This is a genomic window from Candidatus Gastranaerophilales bacterium, assembly GCA_028696075.1.
Classification (GTDB): Bacteria; Cyanobacteriota; Vampirovibrionia; order Gastranaerophilales; family JAILCC01; genus JAQVHS01.
Genome location: JAQVHS010000002.1, coordinates 126,986 through 151,284 on the forward strand (window position 1 = coordinate 126,986; position 24,299 = coordinate 151,284).

The window sequence follows — 24,299 nt, forward strand, 5'->3', positions numbered from 1 at the left end:
TGAGCATGATTTTTAAGCCCTTCACTTTTTTACCTCTTAAGCTTACTCACCTTTTTTGGTCGTTGGCATATTAATCTTCATAGAATTAATGCTATAATAATTTGCGGTAACGATATAGGAAGTAAAATTATGAAATTTCTCACGGAATATCTGTGGTTTAATACGACGCACCATCGTGAATATATTAATATTACTCCGCAAATTGAAGCAATTCTGGAGAAAAGCGGCATTAAAGAAGGTATGATTTTAGTCAGTGCTATGCACATTACGGCAGGAATTTATGTTAATGACGATGAAAGCGGTTTGATTAAAGATATAGATAAATGGTTGGAAGAGCTTGCTCCGTTTGATATTAATTATAATCATCATAGAACCGGAGAAACTAACGGAGATAGTCATTTGAAAAGTCTTTTAATCGGGCATGAAGTTATAGTTCCTGTTACTAACAGCAGATTAGACTTTGGTACATGGCAGCAAATTTACTATGCAGAATTTGACGGTCAACGCAGAAAAAGAGTTATAGTGAAAGTTATGGGTGAGTAATAAATAATTATGAAGTATTGTGAATTGTTTTTAAGTTTTCTGTTTAAAAAACTTAAAATATGGACATAATAAACATGCTAATATAATTTCGATATAACATGATGCTCGGTTTGGTTAAAATTAATTATTAAGGAGAAGATATGTCAGGTAAGAAGAAGACCGCTTTTACATTAGCTGAAATAATGATTTCAATGGGTATTATAGGCATTTTACTCGCAAATTATTATATTATCTGCTACCCATTTTTCCAACAAAGATGAAAAAATTATTCTGGCTAAAAAACATCAGGCGGAAAGTCTGATTGTAAGCGTTTCAAAAGCCATTGCCTCAGGTGATACAACGGGTTTAGCTTTAACAGCATTAACACAAAACGATGATACCCTCAGAGATGGTTTTGCTCTAAAACTCAATACTAAAAATGCCCAAGCCGTTGTGAACGATTTTTCAGGATACAATACTCCGCAAAATTTCGCAAAACCAGCCTCGTTACCTGCCGTGGAACTTGTTGACGGTACTACAATAGCTTTTCAGAAGTTAAACGCAACCTGCTCTACGGTGTCCGGCGGCGGAGCGCCTTGTGCTTTGGCTTATGTTGATGTTAATGAAAAAGCCTCAGGTGATGAAACACCGCAATTTGTGATGGCAATTTATCGCGACAGAGCTGTGAGCGAATTTGAACTTTGCGAAGGTTACGAAGGCGGTAAAGTAACGGATGTTGACTGCCCTGCAGATTTTCCTAACGGCAATAAAAAAAAGATTGAAACTTGCAATCTTGGGGTTATCACCACAACTTATGAAGGAATTTGTTGTCCTCCCGATAAAACTCCCGATGGTAATGTATGTGTTTGTAAAAATCCTGATATGGCACTCGTAGACGATATTTGTACTTGTAAAAATAATAAAGAAAATGTAAACGGTATTTGTGTATGCGAAGGGAAAACAGAAGCCTGCCAAGGTAATATGGTCGGCTCTATAATTTATGACGGGGTTTGCAGCGCTCAAGGAAAAACTTTTACACTAAAAAAGAGTACATGCGAATGTTCTTCTGATTTGCCGAATTTAAAAAGTGACGGTAAGACTTGTGTTGCAGCTTGCAGCGGAGAACAGGTTTTTGAGAATGATATTTGTAAATGCCCCGATAATTTGCCTGTTTTAACAAATGGTATATGTACTTGTCCGAATATTGTTAAAGCCTGTAGCGCGCCTAAAGTAGGCACTATTACTTATGAAACAACATGTTCGGGTACAGCTAGGTTTGAAGGCGACAAAATAACCGACAGTTGTACTTGTCCTTCTAAAGATAAAATTGAACCGGGGCAATATGCCGTTTACAATCCTTTGAGTGAAACCTGCACATCTTGTTTAATACCCGAAATGGTAAAAACAGTTTCAGGGTGTCAATGTCCTTCAGATAAACCGGTTTTTAACCCTCAGACTAAGACCTGTCAAAAGCTTCCGCCGAAAGTATTTATAATCGCTTCTTACAATACGGCCGGGGCTGATAGTTTTGTCATTACTTATTTAAATATGAGACCGCTTTCAGTGAGAGACCAAATTCTGGATTTTGCATCAGGAAAGGCCGGTGACTTCTCTTCGGGTAACATAGATAGAACAAATTATATAGTAGCAACATCGGTATGCGGAGGATATTGCGGTTTATCAGGTTCTTGGATTCATAATAGGGTGGCTGCTAATGATGCTGATTGGATGCAGCTTTTGGCTAATATTGAAAAAAATCAGCCCGATTTGTTAGATAAACGTTTTAATAAAGGCGAGGCTTATGTAATAAGAGAAGACGGGACGTTATTGGCTACAATAAGTTCAGGACAGGTATTACAAGTTGATAGAAATGCTGTATCCGCAACTTCTCCGGTTGCTGACCCTAAGTTTAAAATGATAGAACCTATAGGTATTTCTACCAGTTATAGCAGGATGGACGAAGAAGGCAGCGGTGGAAAAATAGAGTATGACGGTGTGATTTATGATGTGGTTCATTCTATTTACAGAAAAGAAACGCCGCTTGTTTTGGACCTTTATGGAAACGGATTAAAATTAGTTCCTGTAGAAAATGGTGTTGTATTTGATTTGAATGCTGACGGTAAAGCTGAACTCACTGCCTGGACTGATGTTCAAACTGAATTTGATGACGCATTTTTAGTTTATGATAAAAACAAAAACGGCCAGATTGACAGCGGGGCGGAAATGTTTGGCAATCAAAACGGTGCACCGCAGGGATTTGATGAACTTGCAAAATATGATGACAATAACGATGGATTGATAGATAAACTTGATGGTATTTTCTATGAACTTCAAGTATGGTGCGATATGAATAAAAACGGCAAAGTTGACGAGGGCGAACTTAAAACCCTTGATGAAGCAAAAATTACCGAGCTGTCACTTTCTTTTGAAAATCAATACGATGAAAACGGAAATCTTGTAGAAGATGAACATGGTAACACAGTGGGGCTTGTCGGTTCGTTTAAAATGATGGCTGAGAAAGTGATTGGCGGTGTTGCACAAATGGTGGCAGTTGTCCGCAGCATGATAGACGTTTTATTTAACACAATTCAAAGCTTTTTTGCTTAAAATTGACGTTTTTTTAAGATTTTTTGCCCATAAAGTAATTTATGGGCAATTTTTTGCTATAAATCTGTTTGATTTCTTGTTTTGTTAGTAATAATATGTAATCTAACAGGTTAGTTTAATAGTTATTCGTACATGGAGACAATAAATGGCAGAGCAATTTTCTACATTGGCAGCAGTTCAAGCAGATAATGAAACAATGTTAGGTGCAAGAATTCTCTTAGAATGCCTCAGAAAAGAAGGTGTGGATGAGATTTTTGGTTATCCCGGCGGGGTCGTTCTCCATATTTATGATGAACTTTATAAGTGTGATTTTATTAAACATTACCTTGTCCGCCACGAACAGGCTGCTATTCATGCTGCCGAGGGCTATGCAAGAGTTACGGGCAAAGTAGGTGTTGCAATCACTACATCCGGTCCCGGTGCAACAAATGCAATCACCGGTATCACAAACGCTTACTTGGACGGATATCCTATAGTTGTTTTTACCGGACAGGTGCCTGTTGAACTTATTGGCAATGATGCGTTTCAGGAAGCTGATATAGTCGGCATTACACGCTCTTGCTGCAAGCATAACTATCTGGTTAAGGATTTAAAAGACCTGCCCCGTATAGTAAAAGAAGCTTTCCATATAGCAAAAACAGGTAAACCCGGTCCTGTTGTAATTGATTTGCCTAAAAATGTACTTGTGCAAAAAGCAAAATTTAAGTATCCTGAAAAACTTGCACTGCCGGGATATAATCCGACCTACAAAGGGCATCCCAGACAAATTCTTAATGCTTTGAAATTGTTATATGAAGCGGAAAGACCTGTTATTATTGCAGGCGGCGGCGTTATAGCTGCAGGCGCGCACGAAGAATTGACAAAATTAGCGAAAAAATTACATATTCCTGTTGCCAATACTTTGATGGGGTTTGGCGGATTTCCCTCTGATGATAAACTTTCCCTTGGTATGCTTGGTATGCATGGCAATTATTGGGCAAATTATGCAGTATCCCACTGTGATGTGCTTTTAGCTGTAGGCACCCGTTTTAATGACAGGATTACAGGGTCTTTGAAGAGATTTTGCAAAGGGGCAAAGGTTATTCATGTTGATATAGACCCTTGCTCTATCAGCAAAAATGTTCCTGTTGATATTCCGATAGTGGGCTGTGCCAAAAATATCTTAAACGATATGCTTGTTCAAGCTGAAAAGAAAGAACATGAAATCAATCAGGATTTGAAAGATTTATGGTTTGCACAAATTGATGAATGGAAGCAAAAACGTGCAATGCCTGTGGTTAATTCTGACAAGCTTTCTCCTCAAACGGTAATTCAAAAAATCTATGAACTGACAAAAGATATCGACCCGATTGTATGTACAGAAGTCGGACAGCACCAAATGTGGACAGCACAGCTTTATAAGTTTAATAAACCGAGAAGATTTGTAACCTCAGGCGGTTTAGGAACAATGGGATTTGGTTTTCCTTCTGCAATGGGCGCAGCTGTGGCTCTTAAAGACAGAACTATACTTAATATTGCCGGTGATGGCAGTATTCAGATGAATATTCAGGAGCTTATGACCTGCGTAGATTATAATTTGAATGTTAAAACATTTATTATTAACAACGGCTATTTGGGAATGGTGAGACAATGGCAGGAAAAACTGTTTGAAAAACATTATTCTCAAACTCACATTTCAAGCCCGGATTTCCTTAAATTGGCAGAAGCTTACGGGGCTATGGGTATAAGAGTTACAAGGGAAGAAGAAATAGAACCTGCAATTAAAAAGGCATTGGAACACAAAGGTCCGGTTTTCGTGGATTTTGTGGTCGAACCGTTTGAAATGGTTTACCCCTGGGTTTTAGCGGGAAATCCGATAAACAAAGTTTTACTTTCCAATGATTGTGATGAGCCGTAAGGAGAATATCAGATGAAGCATACATTATCAGTACTTGTTCAAAATGAAGCCGGTGTTTTATCCAGTTTATCGGGGCTCTTCAGCGGCAGAGGCTATAATATCGAAAGTTTGACCGTGGCGCCTACTTTGGATAACGATTATTCACGCGTAACTATTGTTACTACAGGTGATGACAAGGTTGTTGAACAAATTTGCAAACAGCTTCACAGATTGATATATACGCTCAAAGTTGTTGATGTTTCAAAAGAAAATGCAATTGACAGAGAGCTTGTTTTGATTAAGGTTACGGCAAGAGATGAAGACCGCAGCGAAATACTGAGAATTGCGGAAATTTTTGATGCGAAGATTGTCGATGTTTCGCCGAAAACTTATACGCTGCAAATAATAGGAGACGGTGAGCAGGTACGTTCAATTATTGAACTTTTAAGACCTATAGGGATAAAGGAGCTTGTACGTTCCGGTTTAGTTGTGATTACCAAAGAAAATCAATTTTTAACAAGTATGAAATAAAAAAGGAGAAATATTATGACTACTGAAACACAATTGAAAATTTATTATGACAAAGACATTGATACTTCTAAAATTTTAAATAAAAAAGTAGCTGTTATAGGCTACGGTTCTCAAGGTTACGGTCAAACTTTAAACCTTAGAGACAGCGGTGTTGAAGTAGTGAGTGCTTTAAGACCGGACGGAGTTTCAGCTAAAAAGGCTCAGGCGGAAGGCTTAAGAGTTATGAATATAGAAGATGCCGTTAAATGGGCTGATGTTATTCAGGTTCTTATCCCTGATGAAACTCAGGCAAAAGTTTATGAAGAGCAAATTAAACCTAACCTTAGAGCAGGACAGTATTTAATGTTCAGTCATGGTTTTAATATTCATTTTGGTAAAATTGTGCCTCCCGCTGATGTTAATGTCATTATGGTTGCGCCAAAAGGTCCGGGGCATACGGTAAGAAGCCAATACGTTGAAAACAAAGGTGTTCCTGCCCTTATTGCTATATATCAGGATGCAACAGGCGATAGCAAAGAAGTTGCTTTGGCTTATGCTTCTACGATAGGTGCGGGCAGAGCAGGTATTATTGAAACCTCATTCAAAGAAGAAACAGAAACAGATTTATTCGGAGAGCAGGCGGTTTTATGCGGCGGTATGACGGCATTGGTTAAAGCAGGGTTTGAAACACTTGTTGAAGCCGGATATTCTCCTTATATGGCATATTTTGAATGTTTGCACGAGTTAAAGCTGATTGTTGACTTGATGCAGGAGGGCGGTATTGCAGATATGAGATATTCTATTTCTAATACTGCCGAATACGGTGATTTGACAAGAGGACCAAGGGTTGCGAATGAAGCTACCAAAGCTGAAATGAAAAAAATATTAACAGAAATTCAGGACGGAACTTTTGCTAACGAATTTATTAATGAATGTAATTCCGGAATGCAAAAATTTAAAGCAATGGAAAAAGAAGGTGAAGAACACCTTATTGAAACAGTAGGTAATGAACTTCGCTCAAGAATGAGCTGGGGCAGAGAAAAAATTATCGACAGAGCAAAGAATTAGCCGCTTAAAAGCTTGGAAGTTAAGATACTGCGGAAGCCTGCAGTATGATGTATTTCTTCGTGCAGATTTTCGGCTTCTTTACAATAATTATCTACCAATTTTTAGGAAGTTATCCTATAATATTAAAACAAGGAGAACTGAATGAAGTTAGCAAATAAATTTGCATCAGACCTGACTGATAAAGATAAAAATAAAGCAAGGCAGGCAGCTAAATATATAATTGATAACAAAGACATGGAAGCCTGGCGGTGTTTTGTTGAAAATTCCGACAATATTTTTCCTTTTATAAAACAAAATATCGCAAGCTATTTTTCTGATGTAATTGATGAAAATAATTATCAAAACCTTTTCGAACTTTTTAAAATCCACTCGTTGGATTGGGATGAATGTTTTGTGCAAATCCTTTTAAGATTTTCTTATTCTAACAAAGAATTGAATGATAAGATGTTTGAGCTGCTAAAGATAGGGTCTGAGGATGAAAAGGCTTATGCGGCGAAGTTTTTTTCTTTTATAACAAATAATGCCACGGCATATTATCTGTTCGATGCCTATTCCGGCAATTATGAACCGCTAAAGTACAATTGTGCCAAAGCGCTTGGCGATATGGGAGATAATTATTCTTATGAATATTACATGAATAAGCTTGAAGCGGAAGATGATTGGGAAAAAACCGATGCAGCGCAGTTTTTACAATGGTATGGCAACAAAAAAGCCTTCATCCCCATTTTAAAAGCTATGTCAAAATCTTCTATGCCCGAGCATATAGCAGGTGCAGCCGCTATGCTTGAAGCCCCCAACAAATATTATGCGGATGATGACAAATGTGTAAGAGAGTTTGCTTTGGATTGCTACCAGCATTTAATCACAAGTTTAGCTGAAATTTGGCCGTTATCAACTATTATTGATTTCAAAATTTATGAGAGTATAGGCGCTTTAATTGATATTATAAATGCCCACCCCGAAAAAGACCTGATATCGAGATATGCGGTTTTGTTGTTAAAGACCAAATATCTTTTCCAAATGTTTTATGAGAATGACATCTATAAGTTCAATGAAACGCAGGAAACCTTAAAGGAGCTTGAGGAGATATTCGGTTATTTAAGCAGTTTGGATAATGCGTTTTGGCAGATTTGCGAGGATGCTATCGCCGTAGAGCTTATACAGGAAGAAAATTCAAGGGTTTGTTTTGCGCTTGAACTTATAAGTGATTTGAATTTGGAAAATTATATCGATACGATAAAAAATATTTTAAAAGGTCAAAACTCTGAAAAAGTTATTTATCAGGCTGTTATGACATTGGCTTCCGTCGGTGAGTTTTACGGAGTTGATAAAGAATTCGTTTTATCTCAAATTAAAGACGAAAATCTTAAACCTCTTATAGATAGTACAATCCCTGAGTTATAGACCTAGGCAATCTTCACAGCTACGATAGAAGATTTGTGCTTTTTAACTTCTTTGTACGGAATAAACCACTCCTTTGAGGTGTCATAAGGGTTTATAAGTACAAAAAACTCATTTCTAAACTCCTTTACCGCATAAGAATGGTGGGGCATAAAAATTTGACCGTTGTATATAAAATCGTCTTCGCCTGAATGAAAAGAAACTGTTATAGCGTATGATTTTTTGTTTTTTTCCAATTCAGGCAGAGCTTTTTCTAATTCATCTTCTTTATTGAAATAATCATTAGGTTTGAACCCTGTCAAAAGAAACATAGCATATTCATCATAATTGGTATCCAAAGAACCGTAAGAGCTGGGCATAAAACCAGTATCGTACATATTTGCCCGCTTTTTTCCGTATGGAGCATTACACATCGTATATTTCAATGATAACAACCAGTTGCTGCGCTGGTGTTTTAATACGGCTATCTCAAGAGCCTTTACTTTCTCACAGCCTGAAGACAGCTTCGGAATATACCTTATCTCTTCTTTTGTTATAATGTAGGATTTGGCAGCGCCGATTAGGGTTACTTGTACATCGCCGTTTGGCAGAGGCTTAAGAATGTTTTGGAGTAACCGTCTGCCTTTAGGTATTTGGTTTATGGACGTTAGCGCTCCAAGTAACCAGCAATCTCCGGTTTCGCCTTGTTTAAAATTATTAATGGCACTTGCAGTGCTTATAAAATCTAAATCTTCAAAGTTAATGAACGGGTTTAACCTGTTTTGAATCTGATTAAAACCTAAAGTACTCTTGGATGTAAAAATATTTTCAGCCATGCTCTAAAAATTACTCGTTCTTCTCACTTTATAAATAAAGGTAATTTTTTATGCTAAAATTAAAAGTAATACCAACAAAGTTACAAAAGTTAATTAAGGCAAGCATATTCTTAGAAAATCATCTGTTTGGTGGATTAAAACAAAAAAATATACTGTTATAGTGTTATTGATAATGGAGAGTATAAAATTCTATAAGCAGGGGAGATTTGATTTTTTAAAAACCTGCTTTTTTACTGCCCTGATTTAAGGGTGGGGTTTAGTTTTAAATAAACCGAACATATCACAAACAATGAATTTGCCTGCCTGAAGAGCCAGAAGTCCTGCAGCAAGTTTGCCTACGATAGGGGCTTTGCCAAGTATACCCGGCTTTGACTTGGAAGCAAATAATGCAAGGAAGCCTAATCCGAATGTTATGGCATTATCGGTAATATTTCCGAAAAATCCTGTTACATAATTCTTAACGCCCATTAATACTGACATAATGCCTGTATCTGTGAACCAATTCTGAGCCCAGTTGCGTATTTTATGACTTGCTATGCTTTGGGTTTCCATGGAATCATTTCTTAAGTAAACGTCTTCTATTTGGTTAATAGTTTGAGCCTGAGTATCTCTTACCGCATTTCTGTGAGTGGAACTGAGCGAATCATAACCCGCTATACCAAGAGCCGCTATACCTATTGTTTTTGCTATAAAACTTCCTGCACTCATTTTTATTACCCTTTCGATTTATTTTTAACTTGTTGGTTTTGGTCATAATGTGAATTGTCATCCACCGTTTGTTTTTCTTCCGCCAGTTTTAACATGGCAGATATTGATTGATTTGCATCCTGACCGTAGTTGCTTTTTGATTTTTCTATATTACCGAGTATTTGTTTGGTTAGATTGTCGCCCTTGGCATAGCCTGTTTGCACAGCTGCCATTGCCAACGATTTTACTGCCTGATTTTGGTCCTGCAGCGCAATGTTTAAAAGAGCCGTTAAAGCAGGGTCTGATGCTCTTGATTTGTCTTCTTTAAACCTTTTAAGAAGATTTGCTGCCGCATCCTTTCTGACTTCCGCATTGTTATTTTTCAAACATTGTTCAAGTGTTTTTATGTAATTATCGGTTAGTACAACAACCTCTCTTTTTTTATTGTCTGCCGTCGCGGCAGGTGCGGCAGCTACGGGTGTTGACCCTATAGTTACCGGGGGTTGTGTATTTTGAGGCACATTGTTATTTGAAATATAATAATTCGGCGGATATGCAAAACCGGGGTAAGATGCCGGCGGATATGCATACGCATACGGATTATACACAGGCATGCCCGCAGGCGCAACATTAGCCGAAGGGTTATTAATGTGAATGTTAATAGTCCCTGAACCGTTGTATGGTATGGATGTTGGTGTAGCTTGTGACATAAACCGACCTTAAAATTTACCTTATATATATAAAGTAAAAAATCCAATTTTTTTTGCTTTTAAACGGGCAAAATTCGCCCTAACTTTATATTTGTTTACAATACTTCAGGTGCAAAATCTTTATTTATCTTGATTATTTTTTCAAACTATTTTAATTGTTGCATATGCAACAATTTTAGTTTAAAATCTTGGGGTTAGAATTTTCAGTGTGAAGTCATCCTGGTGAATTATCAAACTGATTTGACGTATAAGATAGAGTGGAGAATTTATGAAGAAGTTATTGAGTTTTCTGTTGTGCCTTATGATATTAGGCATGCAATCGGGAGCGGCTTTGGCAATCACTGAAGTTGCCCAAAAAGCAAAAGCTCCGATTTACAAAACAAATGCAAGAACGATTAAATATGCGTTTGTTTTTGATGGTCCTTCAGACAAGAATGCAAAAGTTTTAAAGCAATTTCAGACAGAGATTACAAAATCTACAGCGCCTGATTACAAAGCCGAATTTCCTAAAAATCTGGTATTTGAAGGAAACTGGACGTCTGATTCCGTTAAAGACGTAAGTCAAAAAGCCTTGTCTTCCGATGCTACGATGGTGGTTTCTTTGGGATATCTGTCATCAAAATATTTTTCTCAATTACAAAACAAAAAGAAGATGGTTGTTACTATTGACCAATACGGTTTAAGAGATTTCGGGGACGGACTTTTTAATCCTCTTCAACAGTCTATAAAAGGTGCTTTGTTATTCAAGAAGCTTATTTCGTTTAATAAAGCAGCTGTTTTAATGACAGAAAGCTACTACAAAACACAAAAAGATTGGAATAAATTCTTAGAGTCCAAATTACCGGGTTTGAACTTTACGGTTGTGCCTGTCAATGGTGGTGCAGCTGCAGTTCTTGGCAAAATTCCTTCTGATTGTGATGCGGTTATTTTTACCCCGTTATACAATATGTCTTCAGACCAAAAAGAAATATTGATTTCTAACTTTAATTCAAAAAAAATGCCTACATATTCAACCGTAGGCAAAGAAGACGTTGAAGCAGGTGTTCTGTTTGGGACAGGAGCATATGACCTTGACAGAAAAATGGCTGAGGCTACTTCTTTTAGTATTCAAGGGGTTTTAAACGGAAATAAAGCATTTACCGGCAAAGTGGATTTTTATGAAGACGAGTTATTGTATTTCAATAAAGATACTGCCGAGCTGTTAAACTATCAGCCGCACTTACGGGTATTAAATAATGCGGAAGTTATTACCAATAAAGCCCCAAAAGTATATAGCTTAACGGCTGTATTTGATACGCTTGATAAGCAAAACCTCGATATTGAAAGAAAAAGACTGCTTGTGAAAGCTGCGAGAAGAGCTTCTGCTGCCGCTATTTTGAAGTATTTGCCTTCTTTTGGCATAACTTTAGGCTATCAGCAGTACAATGAAGATTTTGCCCGCTCTGCCCAACTTTCCGTACCCGAAAAAACAGGGGTATTCTCTATGGGTATCGAGCAGATTATTTATTCTCCCGCTCTTGTAACCAATATTTTGGTTAAAGGTAAGATGGTTAACTTCCAAAAGGCGGAACAACTTCTTACCGAACAAAATATGGGTATTGATATTGCACTGATGTATCTTGATATTTTAATGCTTGAAAATGCAATAAAAGTCCAAAAAGATTATGTAAAAGAATCAAGAGAAAATCTTGCCATCGCAAGAGTACGTGAAAAACTGGGTAAATGCGGCTATGAAGAGCCTTTAAGATGGGCTTCGCAGCTTAGTATAAACGAGCAGCATTTACTTGATATGACAGCTGAACTTAAAAATCTTAAAATAGCCGTAAATAAACTTTTGACGAGTGACCAAAAAGAGAATTTTGAGCTTGCCGAGCTGAAAGCTAACGACCCCGCTTTTTATACGAGCGAAATTCATATTATAAACTATGTTTCAACTCCGGTTATGCTTGAAAAATTCACTCAAATGCTTATAGAGGAGTCTTACAGAGTTTCTCCCGAACTTGCTAAATTAAAAGCGGCAATTAAAATGAAAGACCATGAAATGTCTATGTATTATCAAAAATTTATTTTGCCTGATGCAAAATTATCTTTGGATTATACGTCTTTATTGGACAGACAATTCACCGGTACAACTCAAATTCTTCAGCCTTTGGGACCGGGAGGAAAGCATATTCCCGTTAATATGAATCCGCCTAATGCAACTAACGGCAGGCTTGGTATTTTTGCGCAATGGAAGCCTATTGAAGGCGGTACAAAAATAGCTGAAATCGCAAGAATTAAAGCGGAAAGAGAAGAATTACAGCGCTATAGCGATGAAGTTAAAATCACCTTGGAAGCCCACATCAGAGAAGTAATTAACAAAGCATTGGCAGGATACTTTAGTATTGAAAAGAACTATAAAGCCATGTATGCTTCACAGGAAAATTATCATCTGGTAAAGAACAAGTACTTAAAAGGCTCCATTCCTATTGCACAAATGGTTGATGCACAGCATACCTATTTAGACTCTAAAGTGAAAGCTATGAATTCCCAGTATATTTTCTTTAAAGAGCTGCTATGGGTGCAAAGAGGTATTTGTTCCGTTAACTGGAGTAAGGCAACTCCCGAAGCCAAACAATTTATACAAAAACTAAAAGACAATTTGGAAAGCAGACCGGATATACAATTACTATAAACACTAAAGGGGAGGCTTCAAGCCTTCCCTTTTTTTCTGTATTGTCTATAATTAAAGTAATTAAAAAAGTAGAATATTTTTTCATATTAAATTATTATGTTGTTATATTGTACCTGAAGTTTGTGGCTAATGAATAAATTCAATAAATTATCAGCATTTATATTCTTTCTAATACTAGGCTTGGCAGTGCGGCAGAATACGGTTTGTGCCGAAGAAATGCAAACTCCGCGTCTTCAGGATAAAACATTGCAGACCTTGGAGAATGAAACACCTCAGCAGTTAAAAACAGAATCTAAAAAAGAAAACCCCGGTATCTATATTAAAGATATCAGAATTACAGGGAATAACCTCGTTCGTCAGGAAGATATACTCAACGCTATTTCGACAAAAACGGGCATGCTTTATGACAGAGATTTAATCAAAGTAAACCTCAGAGAAATATATGATATGGGTTATTTTTCCGACAAGATTAAGGCCAGTCCCGTTATGACACCTGAAGGAGTGGTATTGAACATTCAGGTTGAAGAAAACGTTCCTATTACAGGCTTTGTTATAACAGGTAATGAAGTAATTTCAACCGCGGAAATTCAGGCAATCCTGTCTAATCAGGTGGGAATGCCTCAAAATATTGTTGAAATTAATGAGGTTATAGGCGCAATAGAAAATTATTATGCAGAACACGGTTACATATTAGCACGTGTTAAAGATATTCATGACGAACCTGACGGTACCGTATTTGTTGAAGTTAATGAAGGTATTATCGATGAAATCAGATACACCGGTAATACCAAGACTAAAGACTATGTTATTGAAAGAAATATATCTGTCATTCCAAATACAATCTATAACGATAATATTATGCAGAAGGATATTATGAGATTGTATAATACGCAAGCGTTTGCGAATGTTAAGCGCTCTTTATCGCCATCTGAAAACGACCCTGAAAAATATTGCCTGACCGTAGAACTTGAAGAAAAAAGAACGGGAAGTATCTCTGTAGGCGGCGGACTTGACCTTACTACAGGCTTGTTCGGTACGGTAGGATATGCCGACAGAAATTTCCTCGGCAGAGGACAGCAAACTTCTGTTAATTTCTCTACAGGTACGGGAGCCATGATGAGCGGCAGCGATGTTTTAAATCGTGCTGATTTCCAATTTGAGGCCAAATTGACCGAACCTCGCTTGATGGGAACCATGATTTCTATGGATAATACTGTTTACGGCAGCAGCTGGGCCAGTTTTCAAATCCCTCTTGCAATTGAAAAAAGAATTGGCGGCAGTATCGAATTTGCTAAACCTCTTAAAAAATATCCCCACTTAATAGCGGGTCTGGGCTTTGGTATGGAGTTCGATAAGGTTGAAGAAGGTGATGAAGCGCAAGCCAGACAAAGATTTTTGGCACATGGTATTCCTTTTTCGGAAAGAGCTGAACAGTTAGTGTCAGGCACATATTTATCTTTGTCTCCGACATTAATATATGATACAAGAGATAATCCTATTGCACCTCGTAACGGTGTGTTTGCAATGGGTAAAATTAAAGGTGCGTTAAAGATTGCAGGTGATGCCGGAAGTTATGCATCCGTTACAGGCAGCATAAAGAAATTTTTCCCTGTAGCTAAAGCATCTACTCTGATTACATCGGCAAAAGTTGCAGGAAACCTAGCAGGAGATATGCCTGAATTTGCCGCATACAGATTAGGCGGCGCAAGAAACATCCGCGGGTTCAAAGAAGGACATATGGGCAGAGGATACGGCTATGTTATGGGTTCTGTAGAATATAGAACACCAATTCCTCTGTTGGATAAAGTTACTTCAAACGAGTTCTTAAACAGCACAAGACTTGCCGCTTTTGTTGATGCGAGTCAAATGTTTTCTCCTACCCTGTCAAATAAATTGTACTCTTTCCCCGGTTATGCTATAGTGGCTGGTGTAGGTGTAAGATTTTTTATACCCGGGTTAGGACCTTTGAGTTTAGATTATGGTATACCTTTAACCGGAGTTGGAGAAAACAACTCTCAGAACGGGCAATTTACTTTCTTCTTCGGCGAAACATACTAGTTACGAATTTTATTGGAGGATTTTATGAAACTATTACAAAAACTATCTGTCGGTGTATTAACTATATGTGCAGCGGCTGCTATTCATCCATCTTTTGCTGCAACCGCTACCGTTGATGTTGAAAAAGTTTTGGCTGAATATAAAAAAGCTCAGACTTTTGCGCAGCAATTCAAAGCTGAAGAAGTCGGCTTGGAAAAATTCCTGGTAGATGCCAGAAGTCAGGTAAAGGCTGCTACTACCGAGATTGAAAGAACTAATATAGAAAAAAAATTAGAAAAAGAATTACAGGAAAAAGCTCAAAAAATTAAAGCGGAACAGATAAAAAGACTTCAGGAAATTGAAACTGATGTTTATAAAGCTATCGAAAAAGTAACAGCTAAAAAATACGATTTAGTATTGAAAAAAACAGCTGTTATTCTCGGCGGCAGCGATATTTCCAATGATGTTATTAAAGAACTTAACGGAGTTTCTTACAAAACGCTCGGCGATAAGAAAAAATAGCATTATCAATTAATAAGTAAAAAATAACCGTATAAAGATTTTACCTTTATGCGGTTATTTTTATGTTAAGAATGTAAATAATTCTTTTTCGCAAACCGTCAAATCCTTTTTTTTCTTGACTTAATGCTATTACCAATTAGAATATATATACTGTTTAAGGAAAGCAGGGTGAGCAGGATATTGTTAAGGATGTCTGCATGCGATTCCCTCGCTGATGCGCAGCCGTAAAGCCGGAATACTTAAAGAAGTAAAATAGTTGTCCGTACTTCGCACTTAAAGGGAAGACACTCAAAATCTTTTGAAGTACCGATAACGCGGTACTTTTTGTATTTAAGAGAGTATAGATGTCTATTGGAGTTACAAATCAAAGAGCAGGAACCTGTCCCCATGGAATGCCTATGGGAGCATGCCCGCTTTGTGCAGGCATGAGCGGCGGCGGAGGCTCTGCCAATACTATCAGAAGGACGTCTAACGAAATGTCGTGGAATGAGTGCTATGCTATCGGGCAGATGATGAAAGCCCAGCGTTTGAATAAACAAACGGACGTACAAATTAATCTTAATAATATAATGCAGAATGCTTTTGTGCAGCGTATTGCAGGCATGGCAGCCACAGTTGCTAATTTTTTAGGCAACATTATTTCTGCAACAGGGATACCTGCTGCAGTGAATACCGTAAAAAATATTGCGCTAAAAACTGTTCAAATTATAGCCGATACATTTGGCAATATGACGGCTAAATTGGTAAATACGGTTAAGAGTTTTGTTGCCGATATTTCAGATAAAATAGCGGCTTTGCTTGGTGAAGAAAATATGGCAAAACTTAAAAAAGCCGGCGAATTTATTGAAAGAGGGAAGAAAAAATTACTTTCACTTTTTGGTTTTGTTGATGAAACAAGCGAAGAAGCCGAAAATTCGGAAGAAGTTAAAAAAGAAGCGAAAAAAGTTAATATTTTAACGGAGCTTCGCAAAAAATTTGATTTACTAAAAGAAGAAGAACAAGATGATTAGTAATATTACACCACTTAAATACGTCCGGCATAACATTACTTTTAATGCTATAGGCAACCCTAACAGCATAGAGAATTACCGTGCTTCCATGTCAAAGACTGATACACAAAAAAGACGTTTAGATACTGTTAAAGAAGGCGTTTTAATAAACAGTTTTGTAAAAGATTCCATAGCAAACAACAGGATAGATATTGAAGGTAACTTTATTATTCCTAAAAAAACGCATATAGACTCTGCTTTTAAAAATAATAACAAAGCGGATTCTTTTTTACAAAACCTTCTCTCTAACCCTATCTTACCTTTATGCCTTACCGCAGTAGGAGTTTTAGGCGGAGTTGCACTTAGTGCCAAGGTTTTGAACAGCGCCGTTAAACACAATCTTAAAGCGCCAAAGTTTGAACAATTGCCGGATTTGCCGCGTAATATGAACTTACTTAGCGAGAATGATTTTGTTACTTATATGGCGGTACAAAACCCCAGCGTCAAAAACATTCTCGGCGCTATGGGGGCTATATCTTTCGCTGCCGTGGTATTTGTGGTCAAGAACTTTGTTGACGGCTTTAAGGATATTTGGGTAAAAAAGCAGGAAACCAATATACAGAGAAACTTGCAGGAAAATTTAATTGAAGTGGAAACAAAAAGCTTCGCAGGTAAAAATAACATAATAAGAAATATGATGAGAGAAAAGGCCGATATCATGAACCATACCATAGAACATGTTTTAAGGTGTAAAAATGATTTTCCGCCTGTGTTTAAAGGTTTTGTTACATTTGGGAACAAATATAACAATCCGGATGAAGAATATCAAACTCATAAAAAACGGTCTTTTAACGCTTTATATATAGTTTTAGGACTTGCGACACTGGGGCTATCCGCTGTATTTGCACGTAAAACGTTTAAATATATCAGAAATATTGCCAAAGAAATGTCAAATTACAACAAAACTTTGCACCAAAATGTAGATAATGTCTTGCGCGAAGCTGCCCCCGAATCACTTAAAAATAATCAATCAACGCTGCTTGATATGTTCTCTTCATTGAATTTCAAGCCGGATTATGTTGCGGAAAAAATGCAAAAAGCAGGGTTTGAAAAAGCACAAATAGATGAAGTTGTATCCAGGCTTAAAGAGCGCTACAAAGTCTTTGTAGAAGCGCCTGAGGCGTTAGGCGGCAGGAAAGGTGTTCAGTACTATTCGTATATTGATGATGTACAGGGACATTTTTATAATTGGATTATGAACAAAGATAATGCCGGGATAGGCAAAGTAATGAGGAATTTATTCCTGGCGCTGGCTGCCGTGTCAGGCTTGGGGTACGCAGGTAAAACCACTGTTGAAGGCTTAAAAGACATTCAGGTCAAAAAGATTAATGCCCAAACCGATTTATCCTTGCATAAGCGTTTAGTTGATGTTGAATTGAGAAATTTTGAAGCCAAAAAACGTTCTAATATCGATATTTTGATGGCGGAATTTATGAAAACAGCCAAAACTACAGGCGATTGCGATAAATTGAAGGTTATGGCAACAGAGATTTTGTACGAGATTAAGAACGGTGCGCCGTTTGTATATTCATAAGGAGATATATTTTGATTCAAGCTGTTTCACCGATTTCACCGAATGCTATTTGCGGATGTATAGGCGCTAATGTGCAGATGCCCGTGCAGGGCAGAAATTATTGTATATTTGATGAAAATCTTGTAGACGGTTATGTAAGAACAAAAGATACGTCTTTGCCTTATTTGATTAATACTCTTGCTGTTGTACAGGACGAAAAAGCCATCGCAGAAGGATTATACATTGCAGACAGGATGATTGATGCGGGGGTTAATGATATGGGCAAATATTACCATGTTTTTGCAAGGTTTAACAATACAAACTCCCCTGTTATACAAACATTTTTAGCCGGAATTTACAGGAAAACTAAAGTTCCTGACGCATTCGGACCTTTGCTGTCAATGCTTATGAAGAATACTTTTTCGCCAAAGACATCAAACTTTGACCCGAATGAAGAAATAGGAGGGGCTATTTTGGACTATCTTAAGAAGTAAATTTATTTTTGAAAATATTCCTTAAGACTTCTGTCTGTGGAGCGATGAAGTTATGGTAATCGCGGTAAAACAACAAATGTAAATAGAAAAATAATTTTTGTTTTTGCTTATCATCTTCATCAATATGTTTTATGAAAAAGTCTGTGAAAAAGATATTTCTTTCCCATAAAAGGGTTAACAATGCACTTGAAGGCATTGTTTTGAACTTTTTATAAATTCTAAGCAGGGTTTCAAATTCTTTAATAAATATTTTAAAGTTGTCGGGATTTTTTGTATCAAAGTCTATACCCGCAAAAATATTATAACCTTCCTCTAATATCGGCTTAAAGTACTTATCGTATAGCTCAATACTTATTTTAATTTCATCCCTTATGATTTTTTTTCGTTGTTCTTTTTTGTTTGTAGTAACTTGAAACTCTTTATTTACAGGTTCTTTTGCATATTGTTCTATTACTTTTGCAAGCGGCATATTCTCGTAACCGTTTATTTGTGCGCCGCCTTCGGTCGAGTTGATAAGTTTCGTGTCTTTACCGTACAACAGAGCTATTTCTTCAAAGTATTTAACAAAACTTGCATAATCCCCCGGTGATAAAAGGGTTTCACCGTTTTGACCCTTTACCTTATAAAGTTTTTCTGTAAGATTATTGAGCCTTTTGTTTGCCTGTTTCTCCGTAAAATTAGTCTTTTCCAGTGTTGCTTGCAGATTATCCGATGATACTTTATTGTTTTCGACTTTAAAATTATCGTAAAGACTGCCTTCCGCATAACATTTTGAATCCGTATACGCCAAATCCTGCCCGATTAACACTATAGGATTACATCCCGCAATCTTAGCGGCTACAAGAGCATTTATAGATACTGTGCCGCGGTTTATATAGTCTTTGCGCTCAATTCCCAGTTTTTTTGCAAGAACGCCCGACACAGGGTCATTATCCGCATAAAATAAAAATTTATTTTTTGCTTTAAGTTCAAACATCCCTTTGTATGTGATGGGCTGCAAAATTATGTTCATGTCGCTTACATCTACGTCTTTTATTGACATCATAGAATGTTCAACATGCTCCACAAAACATATAAAATCAGGAGTAATGCCATTTTTAACCGCGGTTTTAATTGCGGTTGATACACAAAAAACAACAAAATTTTCACGGTACTGTTTTGCAATCAGAATATTTTTATTCAAGGAAGGACCTGCTGAAATAATTAATGCAGGCTTATTTTTAAACTTATCTTTTAAAACCTTAACTTCTTCATATTCAGGAATATACTCAAGGTTATCGATTAATGACTTTGCCCATGGTTTTGTTTTTTTGAAATAGGTTTCATGGTTACTTTGGAAAAAACCATGTATAAATCCGAGATTTTTTATAAATTCGCTACTTTCTTTATAACGATGGGTTTTATAATAATCAAGAATACTTGTTGAGATAGCATAATTAAGACAAAATATATCCTTATAAAGTTCCTCGGTTTCTTCAAAATTTTGCACTATATGAACGTTATATAATTTTAATTCATTCGTAAAGTCAACCAGCTCAAACACAAGCCTTAAAACATCAAGGTCCGGCTCAAAGACAATAATATGCCCTGTTATACCTTTTACAAAGCGTTTTAACAAAAAACCAAGCCCAAGACCGTATATAAAGTTTATGGAATTGGAATTTTTGACCGCTATTGCCCGCATAAAATCTATTGCCTCCTGCTCGGGATCCGTTGTGTCATGAACAGGAATATTGTTTATAAGCAAATTCGGCTCTCCCGACTTTGTTTCATCAAGTGCAAATTCGGAAGCCAGCTTGTTGTGTTCCGATATTTTTTTTGCAAGTTTCGGGTTTTTTAGTTTTAATATGTCAAGATTAGCTTTTAAATTATCCATTGTTCTTTACTGTATGGCTGATGCTAACTTATTGCTTGCTGCTACTATTGCTTTTAGCAGAGAAATTTCCTGATTTTTCAGCTTGATAATATCATCAACAGATGTTGCTTGTGGTTGATTATGACCGGCTGTAAAAGTCATGAAATTATTTTGCAAATACTGGGAGAGAAAATGATTTTCTATTACCGGTTTAATTATTTGAGAGAATTCTTCCGCAAGAATCAGCATTTCTTCCTGAAAATCGTTTGCCGGAGTTATTTTTTCGAGTAATAGTTCTTCTTTTTTAATTAAAAAAGCGATACTTTCTGCTATTTTCTCAAAAAATTCTTTTTGCTCAAGCATACAAGATTGGATAGCGGCAAATGTTTTTGCCCAATTTTTTGCAGTGTCGTTAAAGAAACTGCCCATATCTTTCGCAATGTTAACGTTAACAGGCTCAAGCCCTTTTGCTATTTCTTCCAAAGCCAGATATTTCATATTTGAAATAAATGCCCCGAAGCCCGTAGTATTATAAAGTTCGACTTGCGTTTCTTTTGCAAACAGTTCGTTAAATTGCCGCACAAACATGGCGTAATCATCCCTTGTATTTATCATATTGCCGTTCAGGTCTTTGATTTGTACAAGTTTTTTATTTTTGACCTTATCAGAGATAATTATATTGTTCTCATCGACTGATATATTTTGTCCGTCCGCATAAATAATGTTGTCCTTGAACGCCAAATCAAGCCCCGAGAAAATAATCTTTTTAAAACCTAATGCTTTGGCGCTGAAAAAAGCTTGTCCCGTTGCTGTTCCAACTGTTTCATAAAGTTTTATCATACCTTTTGTTTTTTCATGGAAGTAATGCGAAATATTATCATTTTGAGAATAATAATTTAAGATTTGACCTTTGTTTAATTCGTATACAAAAGGATTGGAGCGCACATCAGCAATAATTTGAGTGCTTTTGAGCAGTTCTTCAATCCCGTCAATTGTAAATTTGATGTCCTGGGTATCGCTGAACATTACAAAATCAGGGATTATGCCGTTTTCAAATAACGTCCGCAAGCTTTTGTTAACGGCGAAAATAACGAATTTATCCCGCTGCGATTTAATGGTATCGAAATCTTTTGCTAAAGAAGGTCCTGCCCCTGCTATAAGCGCGGTTTTGCCTTCATATTTGTTTTCCAGCAGGCAAAGAGGACGGGTTGATGCCATGTTATTGATATTTTTGACTTCGTGGAACGCCCATTGTTTTGATAAATTGGCTACAGTTTTGATATCAAGCTGTTTTAAATTACAAACCTCAACCAGCTTGTTTGTGAAGTTAATCATGTTATCTATAAGCAGTTTTTGATAAGCGGCAGGGAATATAAAGTTTAATTTGTCCTGTGAGAGATAATTTTTGGCAATGAATTCAAAGCATTCCTCGTCATTTTTTGCTATAGATACACGCTCGTCCGCTATTTCTGCACTGAAATCTATATAATTTAAAACGTACCTTAAAATATCAAGTTTCGGCTCGTAAAGTAAAATTTTGCATTCACAGCTTACATAGGCTCTTTTAAACAGATATCCCAATCCCAGTCCGTAGACAACTACTATGTCATGAGGGTTTAAGATTGTTGTTACATTCTTATTCCAATTGGTTTTAGCAACTCTTATCGGGTCGTAAATATCGTCAAGTGCCAAGTCATCATAGGCTATAATGAGGTCTTTTGTTTCCGCTTCGTATACTTTTATGTGATTGGAAGCTTCTTCGAGTGAAATTTTTTCAAGTTCTTCTGCCAAAGGCGCATTTTTAAGCTTTAGCGCTTCAATATTCCTGTTAAACATAAACTCCCCGTCTTTTTAGTTATCTGTATGCTGGTTTAATTTTTTCTTTTATAATACTCTTAATTTATAAAGTATGACACCTTCAAATAAATTAGATTATGAACAATATTGATTTAGAAATAAATATAGCACATCTTTACCCTGAATTGTTAAATATTTACGGCGATTTTGGTAATGTGTTAACTTTGAAAAAACGTTTGGAATGGCGTGGTATTAAAGTTAATGTTGATACTGTTTCGAAGGGTGATTTAATAGATTATGACAAATATGACATCTATTTTATCGGAGGCGGTCAGGATAAACAGCAAATTATTGTATCAAACGAGCTGCAAAAACATAAAGAAGCTTTTCATAAATTATCGCAAGACAATGTTGTTATGTTGGGAATTTGCGGCGGATACCAGCTTTTGGGGCATTATTACCAGCCCATGGATGCTGATAGAATAGAAGGTATAGGTATTTTGGACGCTTATACTGTTGCAGGGGATAAAAGGTTTATAGGTAATGTTACCATGGAAGTTGATTTTTTAGAACCTAAAACTTTGGTTGGGTTTGAAAATCACTCCGGTCTTACCTATCTCAATGAAAAGGCATGCCCGATAGGAAAAGTTAAGGTCGGTTACGGTAATAATTGTAAAGAAAAGTTGGAAGGCGCAAAATTCAATAATGTATTCGGGACATATCTCCACGGTTCACTATTACCTAAAAATCCCGCTTTTGCGGATTATCTTTTAACAATGGCGATTAGGCGAAAGCTCAATGATAACAACTATTTGCTGCCTAATTTGGATGATAGTTTGGAGCGTGCTGCTCATAATAATGTTATAGGTAAGAAATACTAGGGTTTTAGCTTTGTTGATTACTTCGGTTGTAGTAATATTAACAGTTTTTAATAAATACTTGCCAAAATCTCAAATATAGCTATAATTACAGATGTACTAGATAAAGGAGAGTTCCCCATGAACAAAGAAGAATTAGTAAAAGAAATTTCAAAAAAAGCTAAAGTTTCTCAAAAAGCAGCAGCAGATGTTTTAGCTGCTATGTTAGATACAGTTGAAAAAACTGTTTCTAAAGGTAAAAAAGTTACTTTAGTTGGTTTTGGAACTTTTGAAGCTCGTAAAAGATCAGCAAGAACAGGTAGAAACCCTCAAACAGGCGCTGCAATTAAAATTGCTGCTAAAACTGTTCCTGCTTTCTCAGCCGGTAAAAAATTCAAAGAATTGGTTAACAAAGGTTAATAACAGTTCCTTTATTGCAAAAGCACCTTCTTTTAGAGGGTGTTTTTTGTTTGGGTAAGTAACTCATTTGCCAATGTTGCCTTAACTTTGATATATTAAAGTTATGAATATTCTAAAAACTTTTGAAATTTTTAACAGACAAGCAGTAAAATTCTTAACCGACAAGGTTTTGAACATTTTTTTGGTGGAAACAAAAGACAAAACCCACAGCGGGGTGTCTGTAAATACCTCCGCTAATGTGATTAATATCAATGTCGTTAACCGCCCGAAAACTTACAATTTACTGATGTATACCCATATGAAATATAGAGAAAAGTATGAAAATAAAAAACGCTCAATTCATTAAAAGCGCTGATGTGCTAAAAAACTGCCCTGCTCTGAATATGAAAGAAGTTGCGCTTTTAGGGCGTTCCAATGTCGGCAAGTCCTCTTTTATAAACAAAATATGCCAGCGCAAAGCTCTTGCCAAAACCAGTAATACCCCCGGAAAAACAAGGTTAATGAATTATTTTGTTATTAACGATGAATTTGCGATAGTGGATTTGCCCGGTTACGGCTATGCAAAAGTTTCCAAAACAGAGCAGGAAAAATGGCGCAGAGAGCTTGAAAGTTATATTCTTAACCGTAGCGAGCTTGCATTTGTTATCCAGTTTATAGACGGCAGGCATGATGTTCAGAATAACGACCTGCAAATGCGGGAATGGTTAGACTACCATGGGATAAAAACTTATACGGTTTTGACTAAAATGGACTATTTAAAGCAATCACAAGCCAAACAAACTATAGCCGAAGCAGAAAATATTTTGCAGGACAAAATTATCCCGTTTTCTATAAAACAGCCTATAGACAGTCGTTTATGGAAAATTTTTGATGAGTTAACATAGT

Annotated in this window: 21 protein-coding genes; 16 read left to right on the plus strand and 5 right to left on the minus strand. The window is 36.6% G+C overall.

Features of this window, described 5'->3' with window-relative positions:
- Window positions 1-129: 129 nt before the first annotated feature.
- The 6 genes from PHX18_02070 to PHX18_02095 all read left to right on the plus strand — a co-directional run bounded on the left by PHX18_02070 (window position 130) and on the right by PHX18_02095 (window position 7,987).
- Window positions 130-543 (plus strand): secondary thiamine-phosphate synthase enzyme YjbQ, encoded by a 414-nt coding sequence (locus PHX18_02070; GenBank protein ID MDD3593391.1) that lies wholly within the window; start codon window positions 130-132, stop codon window positions 541-543.
- A 432-nt stretch (window positions 544-975) separates the two neighbouring features.
- The gene (locus tag PHX18_02075) at window positions 976-3,129 is read left to right on the plus strand and encodes a hypothetical protein (GenBank protein ID MDD3593392.1); all 2,154 of its coding nucleotides are present in this window, start codon (window positions 976-978) and stop codon (window positions 3,127-3,129) included.
- A gap of 145 nt (window positions 3,130-3,274) precedes the next feature.
- Window positions 3,275-5,026: a biosynthetic-type acetolactate synthase large subunit gene (ilvB, locus tag PHX18_02080; GenBank protein MDD3593393.1), complete on the plus strand. Its 1,752-nt coding sequence runs from the start codon at window positions 3,275-3,277 to the stop codon at window positions 5,024-5,026.
- Between the two features lie 12 nt (window positions 5,027-5,038).
- Window positions 5,039-5,536, plus strand: a complete 498-nt coding sequence (gene ilvN, locus PHX18_02085) for an acetolactate synthase small subunit (GenBank protein ID MDD3593394.1) — start codon at window positions 5,039-5,041, stop codon at window positions 5,534-5,536.
- Window positions 5,537-5,551: 15 nt separating this feature from the next.
- Window positions 5,552-6,583 (plus strand): ketol-acid reductoisomerase, encoded by a 1,032-nt coding sequence (ilvC, locus tag PHX18_02090; protein ID MDD3593395.1) that lies wholly within the window; start codon window positions 5,552-5,554, stop codon window positions 6,581-6,583.
- Window positions 6,584-6,724: 141 nt separating this feature from the next.
- Window positions 6,725-7,987 (plus strand): hypothetical protein, encoded by a 1,263-nt coding sequence (locus tag PHX18_02095; protein MDD3593396.1) that lies wholly within the window; start codon window positions 6,725-6,727, stop codon window positions 7,985-7,987.
- Window positions 7,988-7,989: 2 nt separating this feature from the next.
- Here the strand turns inward: PHX18_02095 and PHX18_02100 are convergent, their stop codons facing one another.
- The 3 genes from PHX18_02100 to PHX18_02110 form a co-directional block, all read right to left on the minus strand.
- Entirely contained in the window at window positions 7,990-8,799 is an 810-nt protein-coding gene (locus tag PHX18_02100; protein MDD3593397.1) for a hypothetical protein, read from the minus strand.
- A 243-nt stretch (window positions 8,800-9,042) separates the two neighbouring features.
- Window positions 9,043-9,507 carry a hypothetical protein gene (locus tag PHX18_02105; protein ID MDD3593398.1) on the minus strand — a complete coding sequence of 155 codons (465 nt, stop codon included), beginning with the start codon at window positions 9,505-9,507 and terminating at the stop codon, window positions 9,043-9,045.
- A 5-nt stretch (window positions 9,508-9,512) separates the two neighbouring features.
- Window positions 9,513-10,196: a hypothetical protein gene (locus tag PHX18_02110; protein MDD3593399.1), complete on the minus strand. Its 684-nt coding sequence runs from the start codon at window positions 10,194-10,196 to the stop codon at window positions 9,513-9,515.
- A gap of 268 nt (window positions 10,197-10,464) precedes the next feature.
- On the opposite strand from PHX18_02110, the gene PHX18_02115 reads away from it, so the two are divergent.
- From PHX18_02115 to PHX18_02140, 6 genes are all read left to right on the plus strand, one after another.
- Window positions 10,465-12,870: a TolC family protein gene (locus tag PHX18_02115; protein MDD3593400.1), complete on the plus strand. Its 2,406-nt coding sequence runs from the start codon at window positions 10,465-10,467 to the stop codon at window positions 12,868-12,870.
- 129 nt (window positions 12,871-12,999) lie between these two features.
- Window positions 13,000-14,928 (plus strand): BamA/TamA family outer membrane protein, encoded by a 1,929-nt coding sequence (locus PHX18_02120; protein MDD3593401.1) that lies wholly within the window; start codon window positions 13,000-13,002, stop codon window positions 14,926-14,928.
- 24 nt (window positions 14,929-14,952) lie between these two features.
- A complete protein-coding gene (locus tag PHX18_02125) occupies window positions 14,953-15,429 on the plus strand; it encodes an OmpH family outer membrane protein (protein ID MDD3593402.1) in 477 nt (158 codons plus the stop codon).
- A 344-nt stretch (window positions 15,430-15,773) separates the two neighbouring features.
- The gene (locus PHX18_02130) at window positions 15,774-16,439 is read left to right on the plus strand and encodes a hypothetical protein (GenBank protein MDD3593403.1); all 666 of its coding nucleotides are present in this window, start codon (window positions 15,774-15,776) and stop codon (window positions 16,437-16,439) included.
- Window positions 16,432-18,012, plus strand: a complete 1,581-nt coding sequence (locus PHX18_02135) for a hypothetical protein (GenBank protein MDD3593404.1) — start codon at window positions 16,432-16,434, stop codon at window positions 18,010-18,012. The genes PHX18_02130 and PHX18_02135 overlap by 8 nt, the downstream gene beginning before the upstream one ends.
- 11 nt (window positions 18,013-18,023) lie before the next feature.
- Complete coding sequence (locus PHX18_02140; protein ID MDD3593405.1) at window positions 18,024-18,485, plus strand: hypothetical protein; 462 nt, start codon at window positions 18,024-18,026, stop codon at window positions 18,483-18,485.
- Here the strand turns inward: PHX18_02140 and PHX18_02145 are convergent.
- Together PHX18_02145 and PHX18_02150 are read right to left on the minus strand one after the other, a co-directional pair.
- Window positions 18,475-20,361, minus strand: coding sequence for a DUF115 domain-containing protein (locus PHX18_02145; protein MDD3593406.1), 1,887 nt, complete (start codon window positions 20,359-20,361; stop codon window positions 18,475-18,477). The genes PHX18_02140 and PHX18_02145 overlap by 11 nt on opposite strands.
- 6 nt (window positions 20,362-20,367) lie before the next feature.
- Window positions 20,368-22,176 (minus strand): DUF115 domain-containing protein, encoded by a 1,809-nt coding sequence (locus PHX18_02150; protein MDD3593407.1) that lies wholly within the window; start codon window positions 22,174-22,176, stop codon window positions 20,368-20,370.
- A gap of 98 nt (window positions 22,177-22,274) precedes the next feature.
- Between PHX18_02150 and PHX18_02155 the strand changes: the two genes are divergently transcribed.
- The 4 genes from PHX18_02155 (at window position 22,275) to yihA (ending at window position 24,298) form a co-directional block, all read left to right on the plus strand.
- The gene (locus tag PHX18_02155) at window positions 22,275-23,018 is read left to right on the plus strand and encodes a hypothetical protein (protein ID MDD3593408.1); all 744 of its coding nucleotides are present in this window, start codon (window positions 22,275-22,277) and stop codon (window positions 23,016-23,018) included.
- Between the two features lie 117 nt (window positions 23,019-23,135).
- On the plus strand, window positions 23,136-23,414 hold the full coding sequence (locus tag PHX18_02160; GenBank protein MDD3593409.1) for an HU family DNA-binding protein: 279 nt from the start codon (window positions 23,136-23,138) through the stop codon (window positions 23,412-23,414).
- Window positions 23,415-23,517: 103 nt separating this feature from the next.
- Entirely contained in the window at window positions 23,518-23,760 is a 243-nt protein-coding gene (locus PHX18_02165; GenBank protein ID MDD3593410.1) for a hypothetical protein, read from the plus strand.
- Window positions 23,732-24,298 (plus strand): ribosome biogenesis GTP-binding protein YihA/YsxC, encoded by a 567-nt coding sequence (gene yihA / locus PHX18_02170; protein MDD3593411.1) that lies wholly within the window; start codon window positions 23,732-23,734, stop codon window positions 24,296-24,298. The genes PHX18_02165 and yihA overlap by 29 nt, the downstream gene beginning before the upstream one ends.
- Window position 24,299 lies beyond the last annotated feature (1 nt).

Excerpts from the sequence above, each read along its gene's own strand:
- PHX18_02130 (MDD3593403.1), top strand. The coding sequence starts at position 15,774 with ATGTCTATTGGAGTTACAAATCAAAGAGCAGGAACCTGTCCCCATGGA.
- yihA (MDD3593411.1), top strand. The coding sequence starts at position 23,732 with ATGAAAATAAAAAACGCTCAATTCATTAAAAGCGCTGATGTGCTAAAA.
- PHX18_02070 (MDD3593391.1), top strand. The coding sequence starts at position 130 with ATGAAATTTCTCACGGAATATCTGTGGTTTAATACGACGCACCATCGT.
- ilvN (MDD3593394.1), top strand. The coding sequence starts at position 5,039 with ATGAAGCATACATTATCAGTACTTGTTCAAAATGAAGCCGGTGTTTTA.
- PHX18_02105 (MDD3593398.1), bottom strand. The coding sequence starts at position 9,507 with ATGAGTGCAGGAAGTTTTATAGCAAAAACAATAGGTATAGCGGCTCTT.
- ilvC (MDD3593395.1), top strand. The coding sequence starts at position 5,552 with ATGACTACTGAAACACAATTGAAAATTTATTATGACAAAGACATTGAT.
- PHX18_02165 (MDD3593410.1), top strand. The coding sequence starts at position 23,518 with ATGAATATTCTAAAAACTTTTGAAATTTTTAACAGACAAGCAGTAAAA.
- PHX18_02095 (MDD3593396.1), top strand. The coding sequence starts at position 6,725 with ATGAAGTTAGCAAATAAATTTGCATCAGACCTGACTGATAAAGATAAA.
- PHX18_02100 (MDD3593397.1), bottom strand. The coding sequence starts at position 8,799 with ATGGCTGAAAATATTTTTACATCCAAGAGTACTTTAGGTTTTAATCAG.
- PHX18_02150 (MDD3593407.1), bottom strand. The coding sequence starts at position 22,176 with ATGTTTAACAGGAATATTGAAGCGCTAAAGCTTAAAAATGCGCCTTTG.
- PHX18_02125 (MDD3593402.1), top strand. The coding sequence starts at position 14,953 with ATGAAACTATTACAAAAACTATCTGTCGGTGTATTAACTATATGTGCA.
- PHX18_02120 (MDD3593401.1), top strand. The coding sequence starts at position 13,000 with ATGAATAAATTCAATAAATTATCAGCATTTATATTCTTTCTAATACTA.
- PHX18_02115 (MDD3593400.1), top strand. The coding sequence starts at position 10,465 with ATGAAGAAGTTATTGAGTTTTCTGTTGTGCCTTATGATATTAGGCATG.
- PHX18_02155 (MDD3593408.1), top strand. The coding sequence starts at position 22,275 with ATGAACAATATTGATTTAGAAATAAATATAGCACATCTTTACCCTGAA.
- PHX18_02110 (MDD3593399.1), bottom strand. The coding sequence starts at position 10,196 with ATGTCACAAGCTACACCAACATCCATACCATACAACGGTTCAGGGACT.
- PHX18_02135 (MDD3593404.1), top strand. The coding sequence starts at position 16,432 with ATGATTAGTAATATTACACCACTTAAATACGTCCGGCATAACATTACT.
- PHX18_02160 (MDD3593409.1), top strand. The coding sequence starts at position 23,136 with ATGAACAAAGAAGAATTAGTAAAAGAAATTTCAAAAAAAGCTAAAGTT.
- ilvB (MDD3593393.1), top strand. The coding sequence starts at position 3,275 with ATGGCAGAGCAATTTTCTACATTGGCAGCAGTTCAAGCAGATAATGAA.
- PHX18_02145 (MDD3593406.1), bottom strand. The coding sequence starts at position 20,361 with ATGGATAATTTAAAAGCTAATCTTGACATATTAAAACTAAAAAACCCG.